This is a genomic window from Dactylosporangium sp. NPDC051485, from assembly GCF_040682015.1.
Taxonomy (GTDB): Bacteria; Actinomycetota; Actinomycetes; order Mycobacteriales; family Micromonosporaceae; genus Dactylosporangium.
In genome coordinates, this window is sequence record NZ_JBFAZW010000020.1 from 1 (window position 1) to 19807 (window position 19807).

16 protein-coding genes, 1 pseudogene and 1 riboswitch are annotated in these 19807 nt (G+C 70.8%); of the genes and pseudogenes, 13 read left to right on the top strand and 4 right to left on the bottom strand.

Going from position 1 to position 19807, the window contains the following annotated elements; translation table 11 throughout:
* The first annotated feature begins 105 nt into the window (after positions 1 to 105).
* From AB0M46_RS13925 to AB0M46_RS13970, 10 genes are all read left to right on the top strand, one after another.
* Positions 106 to 558 carry an FtsX-like permease family protein gene (locus AB0M46_RS13925; RefSeq protein WP_363335771.1) on the top strand — a complete coding sequence of 151 codons (453 nt, stop codon included), beginning with the start codon at positions 106 to 108 and terminating at the stop codon, positions 556 to 558.
* Positions 559 to 947: 389 nt separating this feature from the next.
* Positions 948 to 2090: a hypothetical protein gene (locus AB0M46_RS13930; protein ID WP_363335773.1), complete on the top strand. Its 1143-nt coding sequence runs from the start codon at positions 948 to 950 to the stop codon at positions 2088 to 2090.
* 173 nt (positions 2091 to 2263) lie between these two features.
* Positions 2264 to 2851 (top strand): hypothetical protein, encoded by a 588-nt coding sequence (locus AB0M46_RS13935; protein WP_363335775.1) that lies wholly within the window; start codon positions 2264 to 2266, stop codon positions 2849 to 2851.
* A gap of 74 nt (positions 2852 to 2925) precedes the next feature.
* The gene (locus tag AB0M46_RS13940; protein WP_363335777.1) at positions 2926 to 5460 is read left to right on the top strand and encodes a hypothetical protein; all 2535 of its coding nucleotides are present in this window, start codon (positions 2926 to 2928) and stop codon (positions 5458 to 5460) included.
* Positions 5460 to 6485: a phosphate ABC transporter permease subunit PstC gene (gene pstC, locus AB0M46_RS13945; RefSeq protein ID WP_363335779.1), complete on the top strand. Its 1026-nt coding sequence runs from the start codon at positions 5460 to 5462 to the stop codon at positions 6483 to 6485. Before AB0M46_RS13940 ends, pstC begins: the two co-directional genes overlap by 1 nt.
* A gap of 2 nt (positions 6486 to 6487) precedes the next feature.
* On the top strand, positions 6488 to 7621 hold the full coding sequence (pstA, locus tag AB0M46_RS13950; RefSeq protein ID WP_363335781.1) for a phosphate ABC transporter permease PstA: 1134 nt from the start codon (positions 6488 to 6490) through the stop codon (positions 7619 to 7621).
* Entirely contained in the window at positions 7618 to 9279 is a 1662-nt protein-coding gene (locus AB0M46_RS13955) for a substrate-binding domain-containing protein (RefSeq protein ID WP_363335783.1), read from the top strand. Before pstA ends, AB0M46_RS13955 begins: the two co-directional genes overlap by 4 nt.
* Positions 9276 to 10094: a sortase gene (locus AB0M46_RS13960; protein WP_363335785.1), complete on the top strand. Its 819-nt coding sequence runs from the start codon at positions 9276 to 9278 to the stop codon at positions 10092 to 10094. The genes AB0M46_RS13955 and AB0M46_RS13960 overlap by 4 nt, the downstream gene beginning before the upstream one ends.
* A gap of 9 nt (positions 10095 to 10103) precedes the next feature.
* Positions 10104 to 10925, top strand: a complete 822-nt coding sequence (locus AB0M46_RS13965; protein ID WP_363335786.1) for a phosphate ABC transporter ATP-binding protein — start codon at positions 10104 to 10106, stop codon at positions 10923 to 10925.
* Between the two features lie 4 nt (positions 10926 to 10929).
* Positions 10930 to 11244 (top strand): hypothetical protein, encoded by a 315-nt coding sequence (locus AB0M46_RS13970; RefSeq protein WP_363335788.1) that lies wholly within the window; start codon positions 10930 to 10932, stop codon positions 11242 to 11244.
* Positions 11245 to 11256: 12 nt separating this feature from the next.
* Here AB0M46_RS13970 and AB0M46_RS13975 read toward each other — a convergent pair whose 3' ends face one another.
* Entirely contained in the window at positions 11257 to 11832 is a 576-nt protein-coding gene (locus AB0M46_RS13975; RefSeq protein ID WP_363335790.1) for a GNAT family N-acetyltransferase, read from the bottom strand.
* Positions 11833 to 11920: 88 nt separating this feature from the next.
* On the opposite strand from AB0M46_RS13975, the gene AB0M46_RS13980 reads away from it, so the two are divergent.
* Both AB0M46_RS13980 and AB0M46_RS13985 read left to right on the top strand, forming a co-directional pair.
* Positions 11921 to 12343, top strand: coding sequence for a GNAT family N-acetyltransferase (locus AB0M46_RS13980; RefSeq protein WP_363335792.1), 423 nt, complete (start codon positions 11921 to 11923; stop codon positions 12341 to 12343).
* 123 nt (positions 12344 to 12466) lie between these two features.
* Positions 12467 to 12646: riboswitch (M-box (ykoK) riboswitch) on the top strand.
* 670 nt (positions 12647 to 13316) lie between these two features.
* Positions 13317 to 13613, top strand: a pseudogene (locus AB0M46_RS13985) (hypothetical protein); the annotation flags it as partial.
* A 98-nt stretch (positions 13614 to 13711) separates the two neighbouring features.
* Here the strand turns inward: AB0M46_RS13985 and AB0M46_RS13990 are convergent.
* The gene (locus AB0M46_RS13990; RefSeq protein WP_363335794.1) at positions 13712 to 17320 is read right to left on the bottom strand and encodes a hydantoinase B/oxoprolinase family protein; all 3609 of its coding nucleotides are present in this window, start codon (positions 17318 to 17320) and stop codon (positions 13712 to 13714) included.
* 91 nt (positions 17321 to 17411) lie between these two features.
* Here AB0M46_RS13990 and AB0M46_RS13995 point away from each other — a divergent pair, with 91 nt between their 5' ends.
* Positions 17412 to 18467: an NAD(P) transhydrogenase subunit alpha gene (locus AB0M46_RS13995; RefSeq protein ID WP_363335796.1), complete on the top strand. Its 1056-nt coding sequence runs from the start codon at positions 17412 to 17414 to the stop codon at positions 18465 to 18467.
* On the opposite strand, the gene AB0M46_RS14000 is transcribed toward AB0M46_RS13995, so the two are convergent.
* Positions 18447 to 19094 carry a hypothetical protein gene (locus AB0M46_RS14000; protein ID WP_363335798.1) on the bottom strand — a complete coding sequence of 216 codons (648 nt, stop codon included), beginning with the start codon at positions 19092 to 19094 and terminating at the stop codon, positions 18447 to 18449. The genes AB0M46_RS13995 and AB0M46_RS14000 overlap by 21 nt on opposite strands.
* A gap of 365 nt (positions 19095 to 19459) precedes the next feature.
* On the bottom strand, positions 19460 to 19642 hold the full coding sequence (locus tag AB0M46_RS14005; RefSeq protein WP_363335800.1) for an antitoxin: 183 nt from the start codon (positions 19640 to 19642) through the stop codon (positions 19460 to 19462).
* Between the last annotated feature and the right edge of the window lie 165 nt (positions 19643 to 19807).

Here is a 19807-nt window from a genome sequence, read left to right on the forward strand (position 1 = left end):
TCCACTTGACCGAATAACCCGATCCCGGACGCGACACAGGGAGGAAACGCATCGCGCGCTCCTCCCTGTCGACGCTCTCGAGGACCGTACGGTCATCCGCTGACCGTGGCGCTGTCGGTCCGCTGGGCCTTCCACGGGGCCCTGGTCGGCTCGGTGCTGGGCGAGGCGGTGTCGGTACAGGCCCGGGCCGTCGACTACGTCGCCGTGCTCGCCACGCTGCTCATGTCCGCGGTCGCGGTGGCCGACGTCGGGTACCTCAACCTCGCCGACCGCCGCCCCGAGATCGCCGTCGCCGTCGCGGTCGGCTGGCGCACCGGCACGCTGCTGCGGCTGTTCGCGATCGAGGCGGCGCTGCTCGGGCTGGGCGGCTCCCTCGCCGGCACCGCCGCCGGGCTCGGCCTGGCCGCCACGCTCTCCGGCGCGGTGCCCCCGGCTCTGGTGGTGGTCGGGGCGGTGGCGGTCGTGGGCGGCACCGCGCTCACGGTGCTGGCCACCCTGGTCCCGCTGTGGCTGGCGGGCCGCCCGGACGTCACCGGGCTCCTCTCATCCGAGTCCTGAGGGCCCGCATACATAGTTGCTATGTGTAGGTTCGCCGGGTGTGGGCCTTGTGGCAGGACTGTTCACCGTTCGTTGGCGCGGCCGTAGCGGTCTTCCTGAATACCCCATGGCAATCTATCTGCGGGAATAGCAGCTAGGTATTCAGCCCGAGCGAACGACTCGCACAAAAGCGCCTCTGAACTGGACTTGTGCCAATCAACTGTCCACTATGGATTCACGGCACGCGGCGGGACGGCGCGTTCACGCAAAGTGTCTACGAGCGTCATCCAAGCTTCCTTACAGCACGCGATCTCATCGATAGGGTCTTCGATGGCCGGCCAGACAGGCCGGTGCGGGGCCCCGAAACCGGGTGCCCCGCAAGCGCACCGATCGATCTACAGGAGGAAATCGTGCGCTCAGCCATCAAGGCGATCGTGGCCGGCGGCTTCGCCGCCGGGCTGCTGTTCGCCATGGCGGGCAACGCCGCCGCCGAGCCCCCGCCCACCCCGGGAGTACTGGACTACACGTCCGTCGGCTCCGACACGCTCCAGGGCCTCGAGAACGCCATCCAGGCCGACTGGAACGCGACCTCGCCCGCGCACAAGTACGTGAGCTGGAACGCCACCGGCGGGGGAAGCATCGTCCCGAAGGGCACCGGCACCAGCGCCTGCGCCTCGATCACCCGGCCGAACGGCTCGGGCTCCGGCATCACCAACCTCGCCGCCAACGCCGTGACCGGCGCGGGCGACGCGGGCGCGCACTACTGCATCAACATCGCCCGGTCCTCGCGTGGCCCGCAGGCGGGCGACCCGACCGGTTTGACCTGGCTGAACCTGGCCAAGGACGACGTCTCGTGGGCGGCCGACGCCAGCGGCAACGCGCCGTCGAACCTCACCCGCGCGCAGTTGGCGAACATCTTCGCCTGCACGCCGGGCTACACGCACTGGAACGACCCGGCCATCGGCGGCACCAGCTCGGACACGATCTACCCGGTCCTGCCGCAGCCGGGCTCGGGCACCCGGTCGTTCTGGCTCTCCGCGCTGGGTGTGGCCGCGGGCAGCTGCGTCGACACGACCACCAACCCGGAGGAGAACGAGGGCACCAACGCGATCTTCACCGGCGCGCACAAGGCCAACGTGATCTTCCCGTACTCGGGCGCGGTGTACGCCGCCCAGCACTTCAACAGCCACGGCGCCGGCGACGAGGGCACCCTGACCATCCGCGACATCGACGGTCAGAGCCCGGTCAACGCCTCCGGCACGCCGCGCACGATCAACCCGAACTTCACCACGCCCACGCCGGCGGCGGACAAGAACAAGTTCCTCCGCATCGTGTACAAGGTCATCCGCACCACGGCCCTGAACACGACCGGCACCAAGGACGGCTCGGTGTACGCCGACCTGGCCGCCCCGTACAACATCAGCACCCACACCGGTGGCTACGAGTGCCAGTACTCGACCAGCGCGCCGTTCCCGACGCCGGAGCAGGAGCTGCTCAGCTACGGCTTCGCGAGCCTCGGCGCGCAGTGCGGCGCGGTCGCCGCGCAGACCTGATCCGCGCCTGACCGTGTTCCCGACCCTTCCGTAACACCGCAGACAGGCGGTTCCGGCGCGCTCCCCCGTGCCGGAACCGCCCAGCCCGGCCACGCAGTGGGAGGTTCGCCCGCACCCGCGGGCGGACCTCTTCGACAGGTAGGTACTCGATTCCCGACATGAGGTGGTCTCCTGTGCGTATCGCCAAGTTCCTGGCCCTGCCCGCACTCGCGCTCGCGCTGACGGGCTCCTCGCTGGTCGCCTCCGCCGGTCCGGCGGCGGCCAACGTGGTCAGCGGCAACACGACCCTGAGCGTGCCGCTGTCGTTCGTCGTCCAGGCCGCCAACGCGGGGATCGTGCCGGTCCCCGCCAAGCCCGCGACGACCAACTACAACTCGACCAAGGGCACCCTGGACGTCGGCTTCCCGGTGACCGGCGGCGACGCCGACCTCACCCTGTTCACCGGCTATGTCCAGCACAGCGGCACGCTGTGCTTCGTCAACGCCACCAACGGCAAGTCGGTGACGCTCACCAACCTCGAGTTCGACGTGTCGGCCACGGTGCTCACCATGCAGCCGAAGGGCAGCACCACCAAGGTCATCCTGTTCGACCTGGTCCCGCCGACCACCACCACCGAGACCGGCACCGCCGCCAGCTTCACCGCGGCCGGCCTGGCCGTCGACGCGGCCGGCGCGAGCTACCTCGACAGCGCGCTCGGCACCACCTTCTTCACCGCGGGCCAGCCGGTGGGCAGCTTCGCCTCCAACTGGACCGAGAACTGATCCACCCTGCCTCGCACTGCCGGGAACCTCGGTTCCCGGCAGCCCCCGAAACACGACCTCTGGAGCGGTAAGAGATGGTTAGGACGCTGCGCTCGCACCGCCGCCTGTTCGCGGCGGCGATCGTCGTGGTGGCGGTGGCGTTCGTCGCCGTCGCGCCGGGCCTGCCGTGGCCGAGCGCGCAGGCCGCCGTCACCGGGACCGGGCACACCACCTGCGCCCCGAGCGGTACCAACGGCATGACCTGCACCGGCACGTTTAGCGGCGACACCGCCTGGGACCCGGTCAACATGGTGCCGATCTCCGCGCCGCCGACGGTGACGGTGAACCAGACGTCCGAGCTGACGTACCAGAGCGTGCGCGTTTCGTGGACCAACTTCACGCCCGGCGACACCAGCGACTACGGCGTCGGCATCTACGAGTGCCGCGGCGCGGTCAACGACGCCGGCGCGGTGGTGCCGACCGAGGCGCCCAACCTGAGCTGGTTCGACTCCCAGGGCCTGCTCCTGCCCGACGACGTCTACCGGGGCGGCGTCGGCAACACGGGCAAGGGCTCCTGCTACACCGCCCGCGACGACGTGCAGGCGTGGTCCGGCGCGGCCAACGCCGGGTGGTACCAGACGGTGGCGGACGGCACCGGCCAGGCCAACATCGCGCTGGAGACCACGTTCGAGAACAAGTGGCTCGGCTGCGACCGCACCCACCCGTGCTGGCTGGTCGTGATGCCGAACTGGGGCGGCGACCACATCGGCCTGGAGAACTACGACCCCCAGGGCAGGCCGACGCCCAACTGCGCCGACCACAACCTCGACACCGACTTCGTCTCCGACACGGCCGGCAACGAGTCCATCGGCAAGTTCTGCTCCTGGAACGACCGGATCATGGTGCCGGTGGGCTTCTCCGAGACGCCGTCGGAGTGCCCGACCGCGCCGGACGCGTTCGCCTCGGAAGGCTCGCCGCTGCTGGCCCGGGCCATGGCGCAGTGGCGCACCGGTTGGTGCGAAGGCAGCAACGGGCTGCACTTCAACTACGACGGCAGCCTCAACGAGTACCAGGCCCGCGACGCATTCCTGCACGGTGCCGGCGCGCTGACCTCGACCCTGGACCTGGCGATGGTGACCCGCCCGGTGGCGGCCGACGCCATCGGCGACAGCAAGCGCAAGTTCACCTATGCGCCGCTGGCCAACTCGTCCATCGCGGTCGCGTACTACATCGACGACCCGAACACCTACAAGCCGATCACCGGGATCAAGCTCAACGCCCGGCTGATGGCCAAGATGCTCACCCAGTCGTACACGATGGGCTTCACCAGCAAGTGCGACGCGGCGCTCACCCCCGCGCCGTTCTGCGACCCGGCGGTGGCCGGCAACCCGAAGAACATCCTCGCCGATCCGGAGTTCCTCGCCCTCAACCCCCAGGTCGCCGGGCTGGACTTCACCTATTCGATCACCGGCGGCCTGCTGCCGACCGTGGTCGCGGGCAACAGCGACCTGACCTATGAGCTCACCCGCTGGATCGCCGCCGACCCGGAGGCGGCCGGGTTCCTGGGCGGCGCCGACGACGGCCACGGCATGCACGTCAACACCAACTACCGCGGCGTCGCGTACCCGCTGGACCAGTTCCAGGCGCTGGACCCGGGGGCCACCCAGGAGTTCCCGAACCCCGGCGGGGTGCCCTCGGAGCTGTGGGGCATGCAGTCGACCTGGTTCCCCAAGGCCGGGCTCAACAACGTGGCCAGCACGCTGGTCCAGGGCAAGAGCACCGCGGTGAACTACACCGGCTACCCGCCGCCGACCGGCGGGTCGTACGTCCACGCGGCGATGCCGGTCGCCGGCCCCGGGTTCCGGGCCCTGTTCGCGGTGGTGAGCGGGGCCGACGCGGCCGCCTTCGACTTCCCGACCGCGCAGCTGAAGAACGCCGGCGGTCAGTTCGTGGCGCCGACGCCGGAGTCGATGGGCGCGGCCGTCAACGCCTACCAGACCAACGACGACGGCATCACGCAGCACGCCAACGTGACCGGCACCGACCCCAAGGCCTACCCGCTGACGGTGACCTCCTACGCCGTCGTGCCGACCTGCGGGCTCCCGGCCGACCACGCCGCCGCCGTCACGCGGATGCTCAACGACGTCGCCTCCTCCCGCCAGGTGCCCGGCACCGGGGCCGGCCAGCTCGGCGTGGGTTACCTGCCGCTGACCTCGGCGCAGAAGACCCAGACGACCACGGCGGCGGCCAAGGTCGGCACCGGGGACTGCGTGAGCGCCCCGCCGCCCACGTCGAACCCGACGAGCACCGCCGGCGGGCACACCAACACGACGTCGACCACCACCCCGGCCGGCACGGCGACGGCGACGCCCAACTCGGGCTCGCGGCCGTCGGGCTCCGCGTCCGCGTCCACGTCGGCGTTCGCGAACCCCTCGACCCGGGCCGCCGGGGACGTGCACCCCGACGCGGTCGGGCTCATGCAGTACACCTTGCCGGTCCTGCTCGTCGTGGGCGGCTTCCTCGCCGTGGCCGGGCCGGTGACCTACCTGCTGGGCCGGGTCGGGGCCGGGCCGGGGCTCGCGGCCGGCGCCCGCGCCGCGTTCGAGTGGCTCTTCGGCTGGATGCGCTGATGAGCCAGGAGCTGAGCCTCACCCACGAGTACGACGCGCAACACCGCGAGGAGCCGGCCGCGGACACCGAGCAGCGGCTGGTCATCGCACCGGCCTACTCGCCCGGTGACGTGATCTTCCGCGTGGTGCTGCGCGCCGGCGGCCTGGCCGTGCTCGCGGTCACCGGCCTGATCGCGTTCTTCCTCCTCGTGCGGGGCGGCGGGGTGCTGGCCCGGGTCGGCTGGCGGTTCCTGACCACCCGCCAGTGGATCCCCTCCAGCGGGCGGTTCGGCATCGGCGCGCTGCTGCCCGACGGCACCATCATCGCCGTCATCTCGCTCGTCATCGCGGTGCCGGTGGCCCTGGCCGCGGCGCTGTTCATGAGCGAGGTGGCGCCGGGGTGGCTGCGCCGCCCGCTGATCGCGCTGGTCGACCTGATGGCCGCGATCCCCAGCATCATCTACGGCCTCTGGGGTGTGTTCTTCCTGCAGCCGCGGGTCATCGGCACCGTCCGGTGGATGTCGGAGCACCTCGGCTTCATCCCGATCTTCGAGGTGCGCGGCGAGCACACGCCCTCGTCGTTCACCACATCGACCTTCCTGGCCGGCGTGGTCGTGTCCCTGATGCTCATCCCGATCGTCGCGTCGATCTCGCGGCAGGTCTTCTCGCAGGCCCCGCAGTCCGAGCGGGAGGCCGCCTACGCGCTGGGCTCCACCCGCTGGGGCATGATCCGCGCAGTCGTGCTGCCCTACGGCCGTGGCGGCGTCATCGGCGCCGTCATGCTGGCCTTCGGCCGGGCCATGGGCGAGACCATCGCGATCGCGCTGATCATCTCGCCGACCTTCGAGATCGCCTACCGGATCTTCGAGAACAGCGGCATGTCCATCGCCGCGCTGATTGCCCTGCGCTACCAGGAGTCCACCCCGGAGATGCTGTCCTCACTCATGGCCGCCGGCCTCGCCCTGTTCGCCATCACGATCGCCGTGAACACCCTCGGCTCGATCATCATCAGCCGGTCCCGCTCCGGCCTGCAGACGACGGACTGACGATGACTGAACCGACCGTCACAGACGTGCCGCTGCAGCTGCACCGGCTCACCGTCGACGCCGTGCTGTCCCTGCTCTGCTCGGCCGCCGGGGCGCTGGCCCTGGTCTGGCTCGTCTACGAGCGGCTGGCGCCCTTCTCCGGGATCGTCGGCTTCTGGCTGTGCTGGTACGTCGTGTTCCTGCTGCTGTACGGCCTGGTCTCGGGCCTGCAGTGGGGCCGGCGGGTGCTCGCCGACCGGGTGGCCGGCGTCGCGCTGGCCACCGGCGGGCTCCTCGTGCTGGTCGTGGTGGCCAACCAGATCGGCTACACGGTCTACCGCGGCATCCCGGCGCTGCGCCACGGCAACTTCTTCACCGAGACGATGGGCGTCACCGGGCCGCTCGACCCGCTCACCAGCGGCGGCGTGCTGCACGCGCTGATCGGCTCGCTGGAGCAGCTCGGCCTGGCCACGCTGTTCTCGGTGCCGCTCGGCGTGCTCGCCGCGCTGTTCCTGGCCGAGATGGGCGGCCCGCTGGCCCGCCCGGTCCGGGTGATCGTCGAGGCGATGACCGCCCTGCCGGAGATCATCGCGGGCCTGTTCATCTACGCCGTCGTCATCCTCACCCTGGGCCTGGAGCAGTCCGGCTTCGCCGCGTCGCTGGCGCTGACGGTCATGATGATCCCGATCGTGACCCGCGCGTCCGAGGTGATGCTGCGGCTGGTGCCGGGCGGGCTGCGCGAGGCCTCCTACGCGCTGGGCGCGAGCCAGTGGCGCACGGTGTGGAACGTCGTGCTGCCCACCGCCCGCTCGGGCCTGGGCACCGCGGTGGTGCTGGCGATGGCCCGGGCGGTCGGGGAGACCGCGCCGGTGCTGCTGGCGTCGGGCTTCACCAAGGAGCTCAACCCCGATCCGTTCGCCGGGCCGCAGCTGAGCCTGCCGCTGTACATCTGGAACTACGTGCGCTACCCCCAGCCGGACATGGTGGCGCGCGCGTTCGGGGCCGGCCTCGCGCTGATGATCGCGGTGCTGGCGCTGTTCGTCCTCGCCCGGATCATCGGCGGCGGCACGCCGGGCGAGCTGTCGCGTCGCCAGCAGCGCCGGGTGGCCCGCGACAAGGCGGTCCAGCGGCGCGCCGAGCCGGGGGAGTCGTCATGAGTCCGTTGCCGCGGCGCTGGTCGGCCGCGCTGGCCACGCTGGTGTTGCTCACGCTGGTCGCGGTGCCGTCGCCGGCCAGTGCCGAGAGCTTCGTCGCCATCAAGGGGGCCGGCTCGTCCTGGGCCGCCCCGGCCATCGACGCCTGGTCGACCGACGTGCACCCGCAGGGGATCGTCATCAACTTCACGGCCAGCGGCTCGGCGGCCGGTCGCCAGGCCTACACGCTGAACGAGGTGGACTTTGCCGCCACCGACATCGCCTTCCTCACCCAGGGAGACCCGTTCGGCGGCGGGATCGAGAACAGCAGTTATGCGTACTCGTACATCCCGATCGTCGCCGGCGGCACCGCACTGATGTACAACCTCAAGCTCGGCAACCAGAAGATCACGAACCTCCGGCTGTCGGGCGACACGATCACGAAGATCTTCACCGGGAAGATCACCAACTGGTCCGACCCGGCCATCACCCGCGACTACGGCGCGCAGCTGCCCAGCCAGAAGATCACCGTGGTGACCCGCTCCGACGGGTCCGGCGCCAGCTACCAGTTCACCCGCTGGATGTCCAAGCAGTACACCTCGCAGTGGAACGCCTTCTGCTCCGGCTTCGGCGTCGGGGCGCCCTGCCCCCCGACCGAGTTCTACCCCAAGTTCTCGGGCTCGGTGCAGCGCCAGGGGTCGGATCAGGTCGCCAACTACATCGCCTCGCCGTCGTACGGGGTCGGCTCGATCGGCTACGACGAGTACGCCTACGCCCTCAACAACGGCATCCCGGTCGTCAAGGTGCTCAACGCCAAGGGCTACTACGCCCTGCCGACCCCCTCCAACGTCGCGATCGCGCTGCAGAAGGCGGTCATCGACGAGGACCCGACCTCGGTGACGTTCCTGATGCAGAATCTGGACCAGGTGTACAGCTACGACGACCCGAGAACCTATCCGATCTCCAGCTACAGCTACCTGGTCGTGCCCCGCGACTCGCGGCTGGACCCGCGCGGGGTGCCGCAGGGGCCGCCGCCCGCCTTCAACACCGACAAGGGCAAGACGCTCACCACCTGGATCAAGTACGTGCTGTGCGGGGCGCAGCAGAGCGCGGGCCGGCTGGGCTACTCGCCCCTGCCGAAGAACCTCGTGGTCGGCGGGTTCAACCAGATGGGGCACGTGCCGGGCAGCGTGCCGGTGCCCGACACCGCGCAGCTCACCGGGTGCAACAACCCGACGTACTCCGACGGCGTCAACCACCTCATCGCCGGCGCGCCCCAGCCCTCGCCCTGCGACTTCCACACCGCGCCGCTCAACTGCGTCGTCAGCAACGGGCAGCCGGTCGCCGCCGGCACCAACGCCGGCGGGCAGGCCAACGGCTCGACCGGCGGCGGGACCAACGGCGGGACCAACGGCGGGACCGCGGCTGCCGGCACCAACCCGTCGGCCGCGGCCGCGGGCGTCGACCCCGACACCGGCCAGGTGCTCACGGGCGACTCCGGGCCCGGCGGGGGCGGCGACGCGGCCGCGCAACGGCTGGCCGACAGCCGCCGGACGGGCAACTCGGCGCTCGTCGCGCTGACCGTCGCCGAACTGCTCGCCGCGATGGTCGCGCCGGTCCTGATCGGGGCGCGGCTGCGGCGGCGCCGGGCCTGGCCCGAGCAGAGCGGGGGCACGGCATGACCCGCTCGGCCGGCGTGCTGCGCGCGGTGGGCGCCAGCGTCAGCCTGACGGCGCTGTTCCTCGTCGGTCTCGTGGCCTACCTGTACGGGCTGTCGGGCGTGGCCGAGCACAGCGGCCAGCGCACCCTGCGCGGCGAGTTCGGCGCCCAGCTCAAGGACGCGGTCGCCCCGGACGGGCCGACCGAGGCCGGCCGGCCGGTGGCCATCCTGCACCTGCCCGGCATCGGCCTGCCCGACGTGGTGGTCGTCGAGGGCACGGCCGGCCCGCAGCTGGTCAAGGGGCCGGGCCACCGCGCCGACACGGTGCTGCCGGGCCAGGCCGGGGTCAGCGTCATCTACGGGCGGGCGGCCACCTTCGGCGCGCCGTTCGCCCGGCTCATGGACCTGCGCCAGGGCGACCGGTTCACCGTGACCACCGGCGCCGGCCTGGCCACCTACGTGGTGTCCTCGTTCGGCGACGGCTACCACCCGGCGCCGGCGGACTCGCCGAACCGCCTCGTGCTCACCACCGCCGACTCCGGCTACATCCCGCGCATGACGGTGAGCGTCAACGCCGACCTGGTCGGCCCGCCGCAGCCGGCGGTCTCCGGCCGGCCCGGGATCACCGCGGCCGAGCAGGGCCTCGCGCAGGACACCGACTCGCTGGTGCCGCTGCTGCTGTGGACCCAGGTGTTCCTGCTCGCGATCGTGGGGGCCACGGTCGCCGGGAGCCGCTGGGCCCGCCTGCCCACCTACCTGTGCTTCACCCCGATCGTGCTCGCCACCGCCTGGAACGTGTACGAGAACCTCGCGGGGCTGCTACCCAATGTGTACTGAGGAGGCGCAATGAGCGGCATCCCAGAGCTGCTGTTCGAAGACTACGCACAGCCGGAACGGCCGCTCACCGAGCTGCAGGCGCGCGACGTCTCGGCCTGGTTCGGCGACCACAAGGTGCTCGAGCGGGTGAGCCTGACCATGGTCGCGGGCGAGGTGACCGCGCTGATCGGGCCGTCCGGCTGCGGCAAGTCGACCTTCCTGCGCATCCTGAACCGCCTGCACGAGATGGTCCGCGGCGCGTCGCTGGCCGGCCAGGTCCTGCTCGGCGGCGAGAACATCTACCAGCCGGGCCGCCGGTCGATGGACGTGCGCCGGCGCATCGGCATGGTGTTCCAGAAGCCCAACCCGTTCCCGGCGATGTCGATCTACGACAACGTGGCCTCCGGGCTGAAGCTCGCCGGCATCAAGGTCGCCGACAAGGACGAGGTGGTCGAGAGCAGCCTGCGCCGGGCCGGCCTGTGGGAGGAGGTGCGCTGGCGGCTCCGGGCGCCCGGCGGCGCCCTGTCCGGCGGGCAGCAGCAGCGGCTGTGCATCGCCCGGTCGCTAGCCGTGGCGCCGGACGTGCTGCTCATGGACGAGCCCTGCTCCGCGCTCGACCCGACCTCGACCCGGCACGTTGAGGACACGATCGAGGAGCTGCGCGGGCAGATCACCATCGTCATCGTCACCCACAACATGCAGCAGGCGCTGCGCGTCTCGCAGTCCTGTGCGTTCTTCCTCGCCACCCACGACACGCCGGGGCGGATCGTGGAGGCCGGGCCGACGCAGCAGATCTTCAACGATCCAGCCGACTCCCGAACCGCCGATTACGTGCACGGCAGGTTCGGCTGATCGCATGGCACGCCTGGAGATCCTGGCGACCGCCGACGGGAACTACCGGTGGTGCCTGCGGGCCGGCAACTACCGGATGCTCGCCGCCTCGGCGGCCGAGTTCGCCGACCGGCCGTCCTGCCTGCGCCACGTCGAGCTGGCCACGGCGCTGGCCGGCACCCACCCGCCCTTCGCACAGCGGCACGCCGGCGGCCGCTGGGGCTGGGTGCTGGCCGACGGCGACGGCCTCGTCGTGGCCCGCTCGGTCGCCGAGTACACCCGACGGGCCGAGTGCGTGGAGGCGATGGCCCGCGTCGTGGACTTCCTGGTGCGGGCCTGAGCACCCGGACGTCTATGACGCGCCTCGGCCGCCACTCCATTGCTCCCGGGAGATCGCATACTCGACGCCGCTCCTGCCGAGGTCCGGCGGCCAGTCCTCGGCTTCGACCTCGAATGCGCGACGGTACCGCAGTCCGGCCGCGGTCATCGTCGCCCGCGACGCGGTGTTGTCCGGTCCCGTCCTGGCGACGATCCGGGTCAGCCCGAGGTCCTCGAACCCGTGCCGGACCAGCTCGCGGGCACCTTCGCCGCCGAGTCCTTGACGCCAGTAGCGCCGCATCAGCCGGTAACCGAGTTCGCCCTCGTTGGAGGCATCACCCTGCTCCTGGTCGATTGGCTCCAGCGGTCGCAGGATCCAGTAGCCGGCGAAGGCTGCCGCGACGAAGCCGGCCCAATAGCCCAGGCCGCGCTCCGGATCGGCTTCCGCCAGACTCACGCGGAAGTCCGCTTCCGCCTGGCCGCGGGAGCTCGCGCCGCCGAGATGGCGCATCACCTCGGGGTCGGCATCAAGCTCGACCTGATATTCAAGATGCTCACCAGACAGCGGGATCAGCTGGATCCGTTCAGTACGCAAGATCGCTTGTGACACGGCGCAAAGCCTCTCAAGCAGCCTGGTCGGCGATCAAACGGATTCTGGCGGGACCGTGGCGGTCTCGTACTCGCCTATACTCCGCCGGGTGATCGTGCGGATGGCGGACGTGGCGGATCTGGCGTCGCTCGCGGAGCTGCAAGACATCGAACCGGACATGCTCGGGGCGTACGCCGACTGGGTGGCCGCCCATGCGCAGACGCATCTGCCGTTCGTCGCCGAGGTCGATGGGCACGTGGTCGGCGCCGCCTGGCTGCTCGTCGCGGAACGGGTGCCCCGCAACGGCTCGCTGGGCCGGCGCTACGGCGACGTCCAGTCGGTCATGGTCCGTGAGGAATACCGCAACCAGGGCATCGGCGCCGCGCTGATGGCCGCGATCCTGGCCGAGGCCCGGGCCCGGGACCTGTTGCACGTGACCGTCCACTCCGGCCGCCGCGCGGTCGACTTCTACCTGCGCAACGGCTTCAGCCACCACCGCCAACTCCTGCTCTGGGAACCGGCCGCTCCCTGACCTGCTCCGGAAGACAGCCAGGAGGCCGACGCCGGCACGGCGGGAAGCGAGCCGTCGCCGTCGTGAACCGGGGGTTTCAGAGAGTAGGCGCTGCAAGAATAGGCGCTACAATTTGGGGCAGATGGGACACCTCGTTCGGTGAGGCGTCTCCACGGACACAGGCCACTGATCCCACCCGTCGAGAGACGCTACGGATCAGGACACCTCTTCCCGGCTTAAGGGGACAGGCCAAGTGGCTGCGTCGGCGACCTGACGGCCGTGCTACGCCGTGGAGTGCCAAAGCTCTAGCGAGAGAGGTGTTGGCCGGGATATCAATCCCGGGGCTGACTTGCCTCTCGTTGGTGTCGGATGCAGACGCGGTGGCGTCGTGACCGGAGGGAGGCGAGTGATGGACAGCGATAGTCCGGGCCGCAGTCGGCGATCCTCGCCGAAGGCCCTCTCGATGCCGGGCACCCGCTAACTCGGCCGGCTTGCTGACCAGACCGCCGGTGCGGCGGAGGTATCCGGCGCGTGCCCGTATATCCCGCTCGGCAATGCCGGTCGGCGCTGCCTTCATTATTCAGCGTCAATTACCGGCGTGTCCGCCACCCGGCACCGACTCAGTGCTGCCGATTTCCCATCTGTCTGCTAGGAGAATCCGTGATGGCCGAGGTTTTTGTCACCATTGCGGTAGAGGTCGTGACCTCGCTGCTGATTTCGCTCGTCGTCGCCGCCGCACGGCGCGCCCTCAAAGTCCCTGCCTAAGCTTGTCGTGAACCTGCGGCGGTCGGTGGTGACCCCGGTCGGTCGTGGAGACAGCCCTTGGCTGATCCTTCTTCCTGTCGAGGGAAGAAGATCAATTTCCAAGGGCTGTCTCTTCCAAACTCGCCGCTGACATGATCACCGCCGCGGTCGGGGCGGCCGTCCCGGCCCGGTGGGTCGCCGTGGACGAGGCCTACGGCGACACCGCTGCCTTCTGCGCCTGGCTGTCTCGGTGATCGACACCGCCACCAACACGGTCACCGGCACCATCCCGCTCAGCCCCAACACAGCGTCCGCCATCGCGGTCAGCTCCAACGGCAGCACCGCCTACGTCGCCCAATCCTCGCCGGACAACACCGTTTCGGTCATCAACACCACCACGAACACGGTCACCGCCACCGTCCCCCTCGGCAGGAACGCACAACGGCTCGCGCTCAGCCCCAACGGCGCCGCCCTCTACATCACCAGCGTCGACAACAACACCGTCTCGGTCATCAGCACCACCACCACCACTCTCACCGCCACCATCCCGGTCGGTGCCGGTATGGCTGCTGGCGCGGACAGTATCGACGACCTGGACGTGTTGCGGCACGGCGGTGCTGTTCGCCGGGGTGTACCCGGGCGCGCTCACGAGCTGCCGTATCCGCCACCGCCGGGTGTCTCGACGACCAGCACGTCGCCTGGCTGGACATCGATGGTGCCGCAGCCGGCGAGGGGGATGACACTGCCATCGGCGCGTTCCACCCGGTTGGCGCCGAGCGCGCCGGGCGAGCCGCCGGCGAGGCCGTACGGCGGCACACGCCGGTGGCCCGACAGGGTGCTGACGGTCATCGGCTCGCGGAACCGGATGCGGCGCACCGCGCCGTCGCCGCCCCGCCACCGGCCGTCGCCGCCGCTGTCGTGGCGGACGGCGAACTCGTCCACGAGCACCGGGAAGCGCCATTCGAGGACCTCGGGGTCGGTCAGCCGGGAGTTCGTCATGTGGGTCTGCACCACCGCGGCCCCGTCGAACCCGTCACCGGCGCCTGAGCCGGAGGCGACGGTCTCGTAGTACTGGTGCCGGTCGTTGCCGAAGCTGATGTTGTTCATCGTCCCGGAGCCTTCGGCCTGGATGCCGAGCGCGGCGTAGAGCGCGCCGACGATCGCCTGTGACGTCTCCACGTTTCCGGCGACCACGGCCGCAGGATAGGTGGGCGCGAGCATCGAACCGGCGGGCACCACGATGCGCAGCGGGCGCAGGCAGCCGTCGTTGAGCGGGATCTCGTCGGTGACCAGCGTCCGGAAGACGTACAACACCGCCGCGGTGACGACCGACGAGGGTGCGTTGAAGTTCGTCGCCAGCTGCGGTGACGTGCCGCTGAAGTCGATCGTCGCGCCGCGGCCGGCGCGGTCCACCGTGATCCGTACCGCGATCGTCGCCCCCGAGTCCATCTCGTAGCGGTACTCGCCGTCGCCGAGGGCGTCGATGACGCGCCGTACCGCCTCCTCGGCGTTGTCCTGGACGTGCCGCATGTACGCCTGCACCACGTCGAGGCCGAAATGGCCGATCATCCGCCGCACCTCTTCGACTCCCTTGGCGTTCGCGGCGATCTGGGCGCGCAGGTCGGCCAGGTTGGTCGCCGGGTTCCGGGACGGGTACGGCGCCTCCGTGAGCAGCCGGAGCGTCTCCTCCTCGCGGAAGCGGCCGTCCTCGACCAGCGGCCAGGTGTCGAACAGCACGCCCTCCTCGTGGACGTCGCGGCTGGTCGCGGGCATGGAGCCGGGCGTGAGCCCGCCGATCTCCGCGTGGTGGCCCCGGGAGGCCACGTAGAACAGCACCTCGGGCCGGTCGGCGCCGAAGACCGGGGTGACGACGGTGATGTCGGGCAGATGGGTGCCGCCGTGGTACGGGTCGTTGATCGCGTACACGGCGCCGGGCCGCATGTCGGGGCGGCGCCGACGGATGACCTCCTTGACGCTGGCGCCCATCGAGCCGAGGTGTACGGGGATGTGCGGCGCGTTGGCGATGAGATTGCCGTCCGGGTCGAACAGCGCGCACGAGAAGTCCAGCCGCTCCCGGATGTTCACCGACTGCGCGGTCGACTCCAGCCGGGCGCCCATCTGCTCGGCGATCGACATGAAGAGGTTGTTGAAGATCTCCAGCAGTACCGGATCGACCTGGGTGGTCACCTCGGATGCCTTGTCGCCCGGCCGCATCCGTTCCAGCAGCAGGTGGCCGAGCTTCGTCACCGCCGCCCGCCAGCCGTCGTCGACGACCGTGGTCGCGTCCGCCTCGGCCACGATGGCCGGGCCGCCGACGGTGTCGCCGGGGCGCAGGCGTTCCCGCTCGTACAGCGGCACCTCCCGCCAGGCTCCGCCGGTGTACAGGCGGGTGGTGAGCGGCTGTGCGGCGGCGCGTTGCGGCGCGCCGGCGGGCTCACCCAGTCGGGAGAGGTCCGGGGGTTCGGTCAGCCCGACAGCCTCGACCGAGACCGCCTCGACGATCAGCGGCCGGTCCATGAGGAACGCGTACATGCGCCGGTATGCCATCCGGAACGACGCCACCATCGTGTCCAGGTCGGCGAGCTCGACCGGCAGTGCGGTGTCGGTGCCCTCGAAGCGCAGGTGCACGCGCCGGTGCACCCGGATCCGCCCGGCCGGCACGTCCTCGTCCAGCAGCTGCGAGCGGGCCGCCGCCTCCAGGACGTCCGCGACGTCGGTCAGCCGTCGCATCGCCGCGGGCTCCAGGCGGCTCTCCACCGACTGTTCGCGCATCGCGGTGGTGTCGGCGAGGCCGATGCCGAGCGCGGACAGCACGCCGGCCATCGGCGGCACGAGCACGGTGCGGATACCCAGCGAGTCAGCCACCGAGCACGCGTGTTGCCCGCCGGCGCCGCCGAACGTCGTGAGCACGTACCTGGTGACGTCACGGCCTTGCTGTACCGAGATCCGTTTCACCGCGTTGGCCATGTTCGCGACCGCGATCTGCCGGTACCCCTCCGCCACCTGCTCCGGCGTGCGCTCGTCGCCGGTCAGTCCTGCGATGGCCGCGGTCAGGTCGGTGAACCGCCGTCGCACCACGTCGGCATCCAGCGGCTGATCGCCGTGCGGACCGAAGACCTGGGGGAACGTCGCTGGCTGGATCCGGCCGAGCATCACGTTGGCGTCGGTGATGGTGAGCGGGCCGCCGTTGCGGTAGCAGGCAGGTCCGGGGTCGGCACCCGCGGAGTCCGGGCCGACGCGGTAGCGGGCGCCGTCGAAGTGCAGGACTGACCCGCCTCCCGCCGCGACCGTGTGAATGTCGATCATGGGGGCGCGCAGCCGTACCCCGGCGATCTGGGTGTGGAAGACCCGCTCGTACTGGCCGGCGTAGTGCGAAACGTCCGTAGAGGTGCCGCCCATGTCGAAACCGATCACCTTGTCGAAGCCGGCCAGCTGCGACATACGCGCCATGCCGACGATGCCACCGGCCGGACCGGACAGAATCGCGTCCTTGCCGCGGAAGTGCCCGGCCTCGGCCAGGCCGCCGTTGGACTGCATGAACATCAGCCGTACGCCGTGCAGCTGCTCTGCCACCGCTTCGACGTACCGGCGCAGCACCGGCGACAGGTACGCGTCGACGACGGTGGTGTCGCCACGCGGCACCAGCTTCATCAACGGGCTCACCTCGCTGGAGCACGAGACCTGGCCGAAGCCGATCCGCTCCGCCAGCCTCCCGATCTCCCGTTCGTGGGCCGGGTACAGGTGGCTGTGCAGGCAGACCACCGCGGCCGCGTGGATGCCGCTGTCGTGCGCACGCCGCAGGTCGCCGGCCAGCCGGTCGAGATCCGGCGAGCGCAGCACGGTGCCGTCGGCCGACATCCGTTCGTCCACCTCGATCACGCGCTCGTACAGCGCCTCCGGTGCCACGATGTGCCGCTCGAAGATCCGCGGCCGGTTCTGGTAGCCGATGCGCAACGCGTCGCCGAAGCCTGCGGTGATGACCAGCACGGTGCGTTCGCCCCTGCGCTCCAGCAGTGCGTTCGTGGCGACCGTGGTCCCCATCCGCACCGCCTCGATCCGATCCACCGGGATCGGCGCCGCATCGGCAACACCGAGCAGTGCCCGAATCCCGGCGACCGCCGCGTCGGCGTAGCGTGCCGGGTTGTTCGACAACAGCTTGCGTGTCACCAGCCGGCCGTCACCGGGCCTCCTGGCGACGATGTCGGTGAACGTGCCGCCACGGTCGATCCAGAACTGCCACCGCCCACCTACCACTGCGGATCCCCTCCTTCGGCGCCGGTGACGCATCGCCGCGGGTCCACGGACGGAGTACCGTTCGCTGTGTCCGCGGCGAGGCGAAATCCAGATGGCACACCAGACGGTCGGCGTCTACAGCGAGACCGCGCCGGGCGAACGGCGCGTGGCGCTCGTGCCTGCGGCCGTCCGTTCCATCCTTGACCTCGGGCTCGCGGTCGTCGTCGAAGCCGGGGCCGGGCGCGAGGCATGGTTCCCCGACACCGCCTACACCCGGGCCGGGGCCACGTTGGTGCCTCGTGCCGAGGTGTTCGACGCGGCCGACATCCTCATCGGTGTCCGGCCACCGAATATCGCCGCAACACACCGATTCCGTGCCGGGCAGGCGCTCATCTGCCTCCTGCAACCGCTGTACGTGCCGGATCTGATCCGCCGCTGGGCTGGGCAGGGCCTCACCATGATCGCCGCCGACCTGATGCCGCCCACCCGTGGCCGCGCCGGGCCGATGGACTTCCTGGGCGCGCAGGAGCGGGTCGCCGGCTACCAAGCGGTGCTGACCGCCGCCGACACCTTCGGCCGCTGCCTTTCCGAACCCGCTCCCGGTGGCGGCACCGGTCGACCCGCAAGGGTCCTCGTCGTCGGCCGCGGCCCGGCGGGCCACCAGGCCGCCGCCACCGCCTGCCGGTTGGGCGCGAGCGTCCACGTCTGCGAGGCACATCCACGATCGTGCGCGTACATCACGGCGAGCGTCCGGGGCAGCGACATCGTCATCGTCACAGCCGAGATTCCGGGGCGGCCGCCGCCTGTACTCGTGTCCGCGCGAAGCATCCGGACCATGCGCCCGGGATCCGTCGTGCTCGACACCACGGCCAGCGTGTTCGGCCGAGCTGTCGAGCTCGCCCAGGCCGGCGTCACACGGGTGGTGGAGCCCGGCGTCACGGTCGTCGGCGACGACAACCTGGCCTCCAAGACACCCACCGGCGCGTCGAAGGCCTACGCGACGAGCATCGCAGCCCTGCTCACGACGCTTGTCCGCGGCGGTCGGCTGTCGATCGACCGCACCGATCCCACCCAGGCCGAGGTGGTGGTGACACACCATCGGGACGTCCTCAACGACACGGTGTGGCGGCGGATCCTGGACGAGATCTCACTGGCGGGCGTGCCCTGATGGGTGCGCGCCCAGGATCGCGTGCCGCGCCATGGAAGCCGCGAGTGCAGTGCAGTGCGCGTAGTACCGGCAGGCCAATGAGGCGTCCAGCGCGGCGTCCGCATCGACCGGAGCCGGGTCCTGCAGCAGCAGGGCGTAGAGCCGTTGGCGCAGCCGGCGTACCTCGGCATCGGCCGCTTCGATGCGCGCCTCCGGGTCGGGCGGCGGCGACGTCCCGGCGCTGACCGCCGTGACCATCAAGTCGACGCAGACCCGGCCCATGCGGCACACGACGGCGTGCACATCGGCCGGTATCGCGGGCCGTGCCGGCCGCGACCCGGCGATCTCGGCCAGCCGCCTCGCGAGTCCTTCGACGCACTCCGCATCGGCGTTGACCTGCGCCGCGGCGACGATCGCCCGCACAGCGGCGGCGGGCGACGCGCCCCGGGTCTCCTCGATCGCCAACGCGTGGTCGTCGACGGCCTGGCGCAGTGCATACAGCGCCTTCTCGGCGGCAGGCAGGGCGTCCGAGGCTGCGGGACCGGAGCCGCACAGAGCTTCGGTGACGTGCTCCAACGCGATTCGCGAGCGCTCGGCCACCTCGACCAGGTGACCGCTGAGCCCGCTCGTTTCCTGATGATTCCACACTGCAGGCTCCTGCTGGGTGGTCGCGGCACCACATCGTGTTGCGCCGGCCCGGGCGCGCGGCGTCATGTGCGGCGGACTACCCCGAGCACGGTGCGCCAATCACCTGCGGACCGGCCGATTCCTCACCCGGTTCGACCGGGCAGACGTCCGCGATGCGGATATTCGGCCCGGAACGTCAGCGGCAGCCAGTTCGGCAGATGTACCAGGCTCCGTTCTCGACGGTCCCGCCCGCGGTGGAGTCCCGCAGGCGGTTGTAGCAGCCGGCGGCGTACGTGCCCGGGTAGTACGGCCCGCCGGCGGCGGGCCGGAACCCCCCTCCGCTCGCCGGCCGCGTGAGATCCGAAACGCTGCGGATGGCTGATGCCCTACTTCGTCGTGTCGCCTTCTCCGGTGTGTTCCTTCGCCGCCTGGACGCCCTTGTCCACCTGCTCGGTGTGCTTCTGGTCCGTGCGCCGGTCAACCTGCTCGCCGGCCTTGTCGAGCCCCTCGTCGACCTTGTCGTCGTGCTTGCCGAGGAATTCCTTCGCCTTGTCCACAATCTTGCTCACGGCAGACTCCTCTCGCCGTCAGTGGTGATTGGTCTGGTTCCTGCTGCCCTCTCGGCGACTGCTCGACTGGCAGCCTCTGGCAAATGCCGCTTCCACGGTACTGCGGAGGGCCGGTCACCGCGCCAGCGCACGAACGGCGGGCGGGACGTGCTTGTCCCGGCCTGA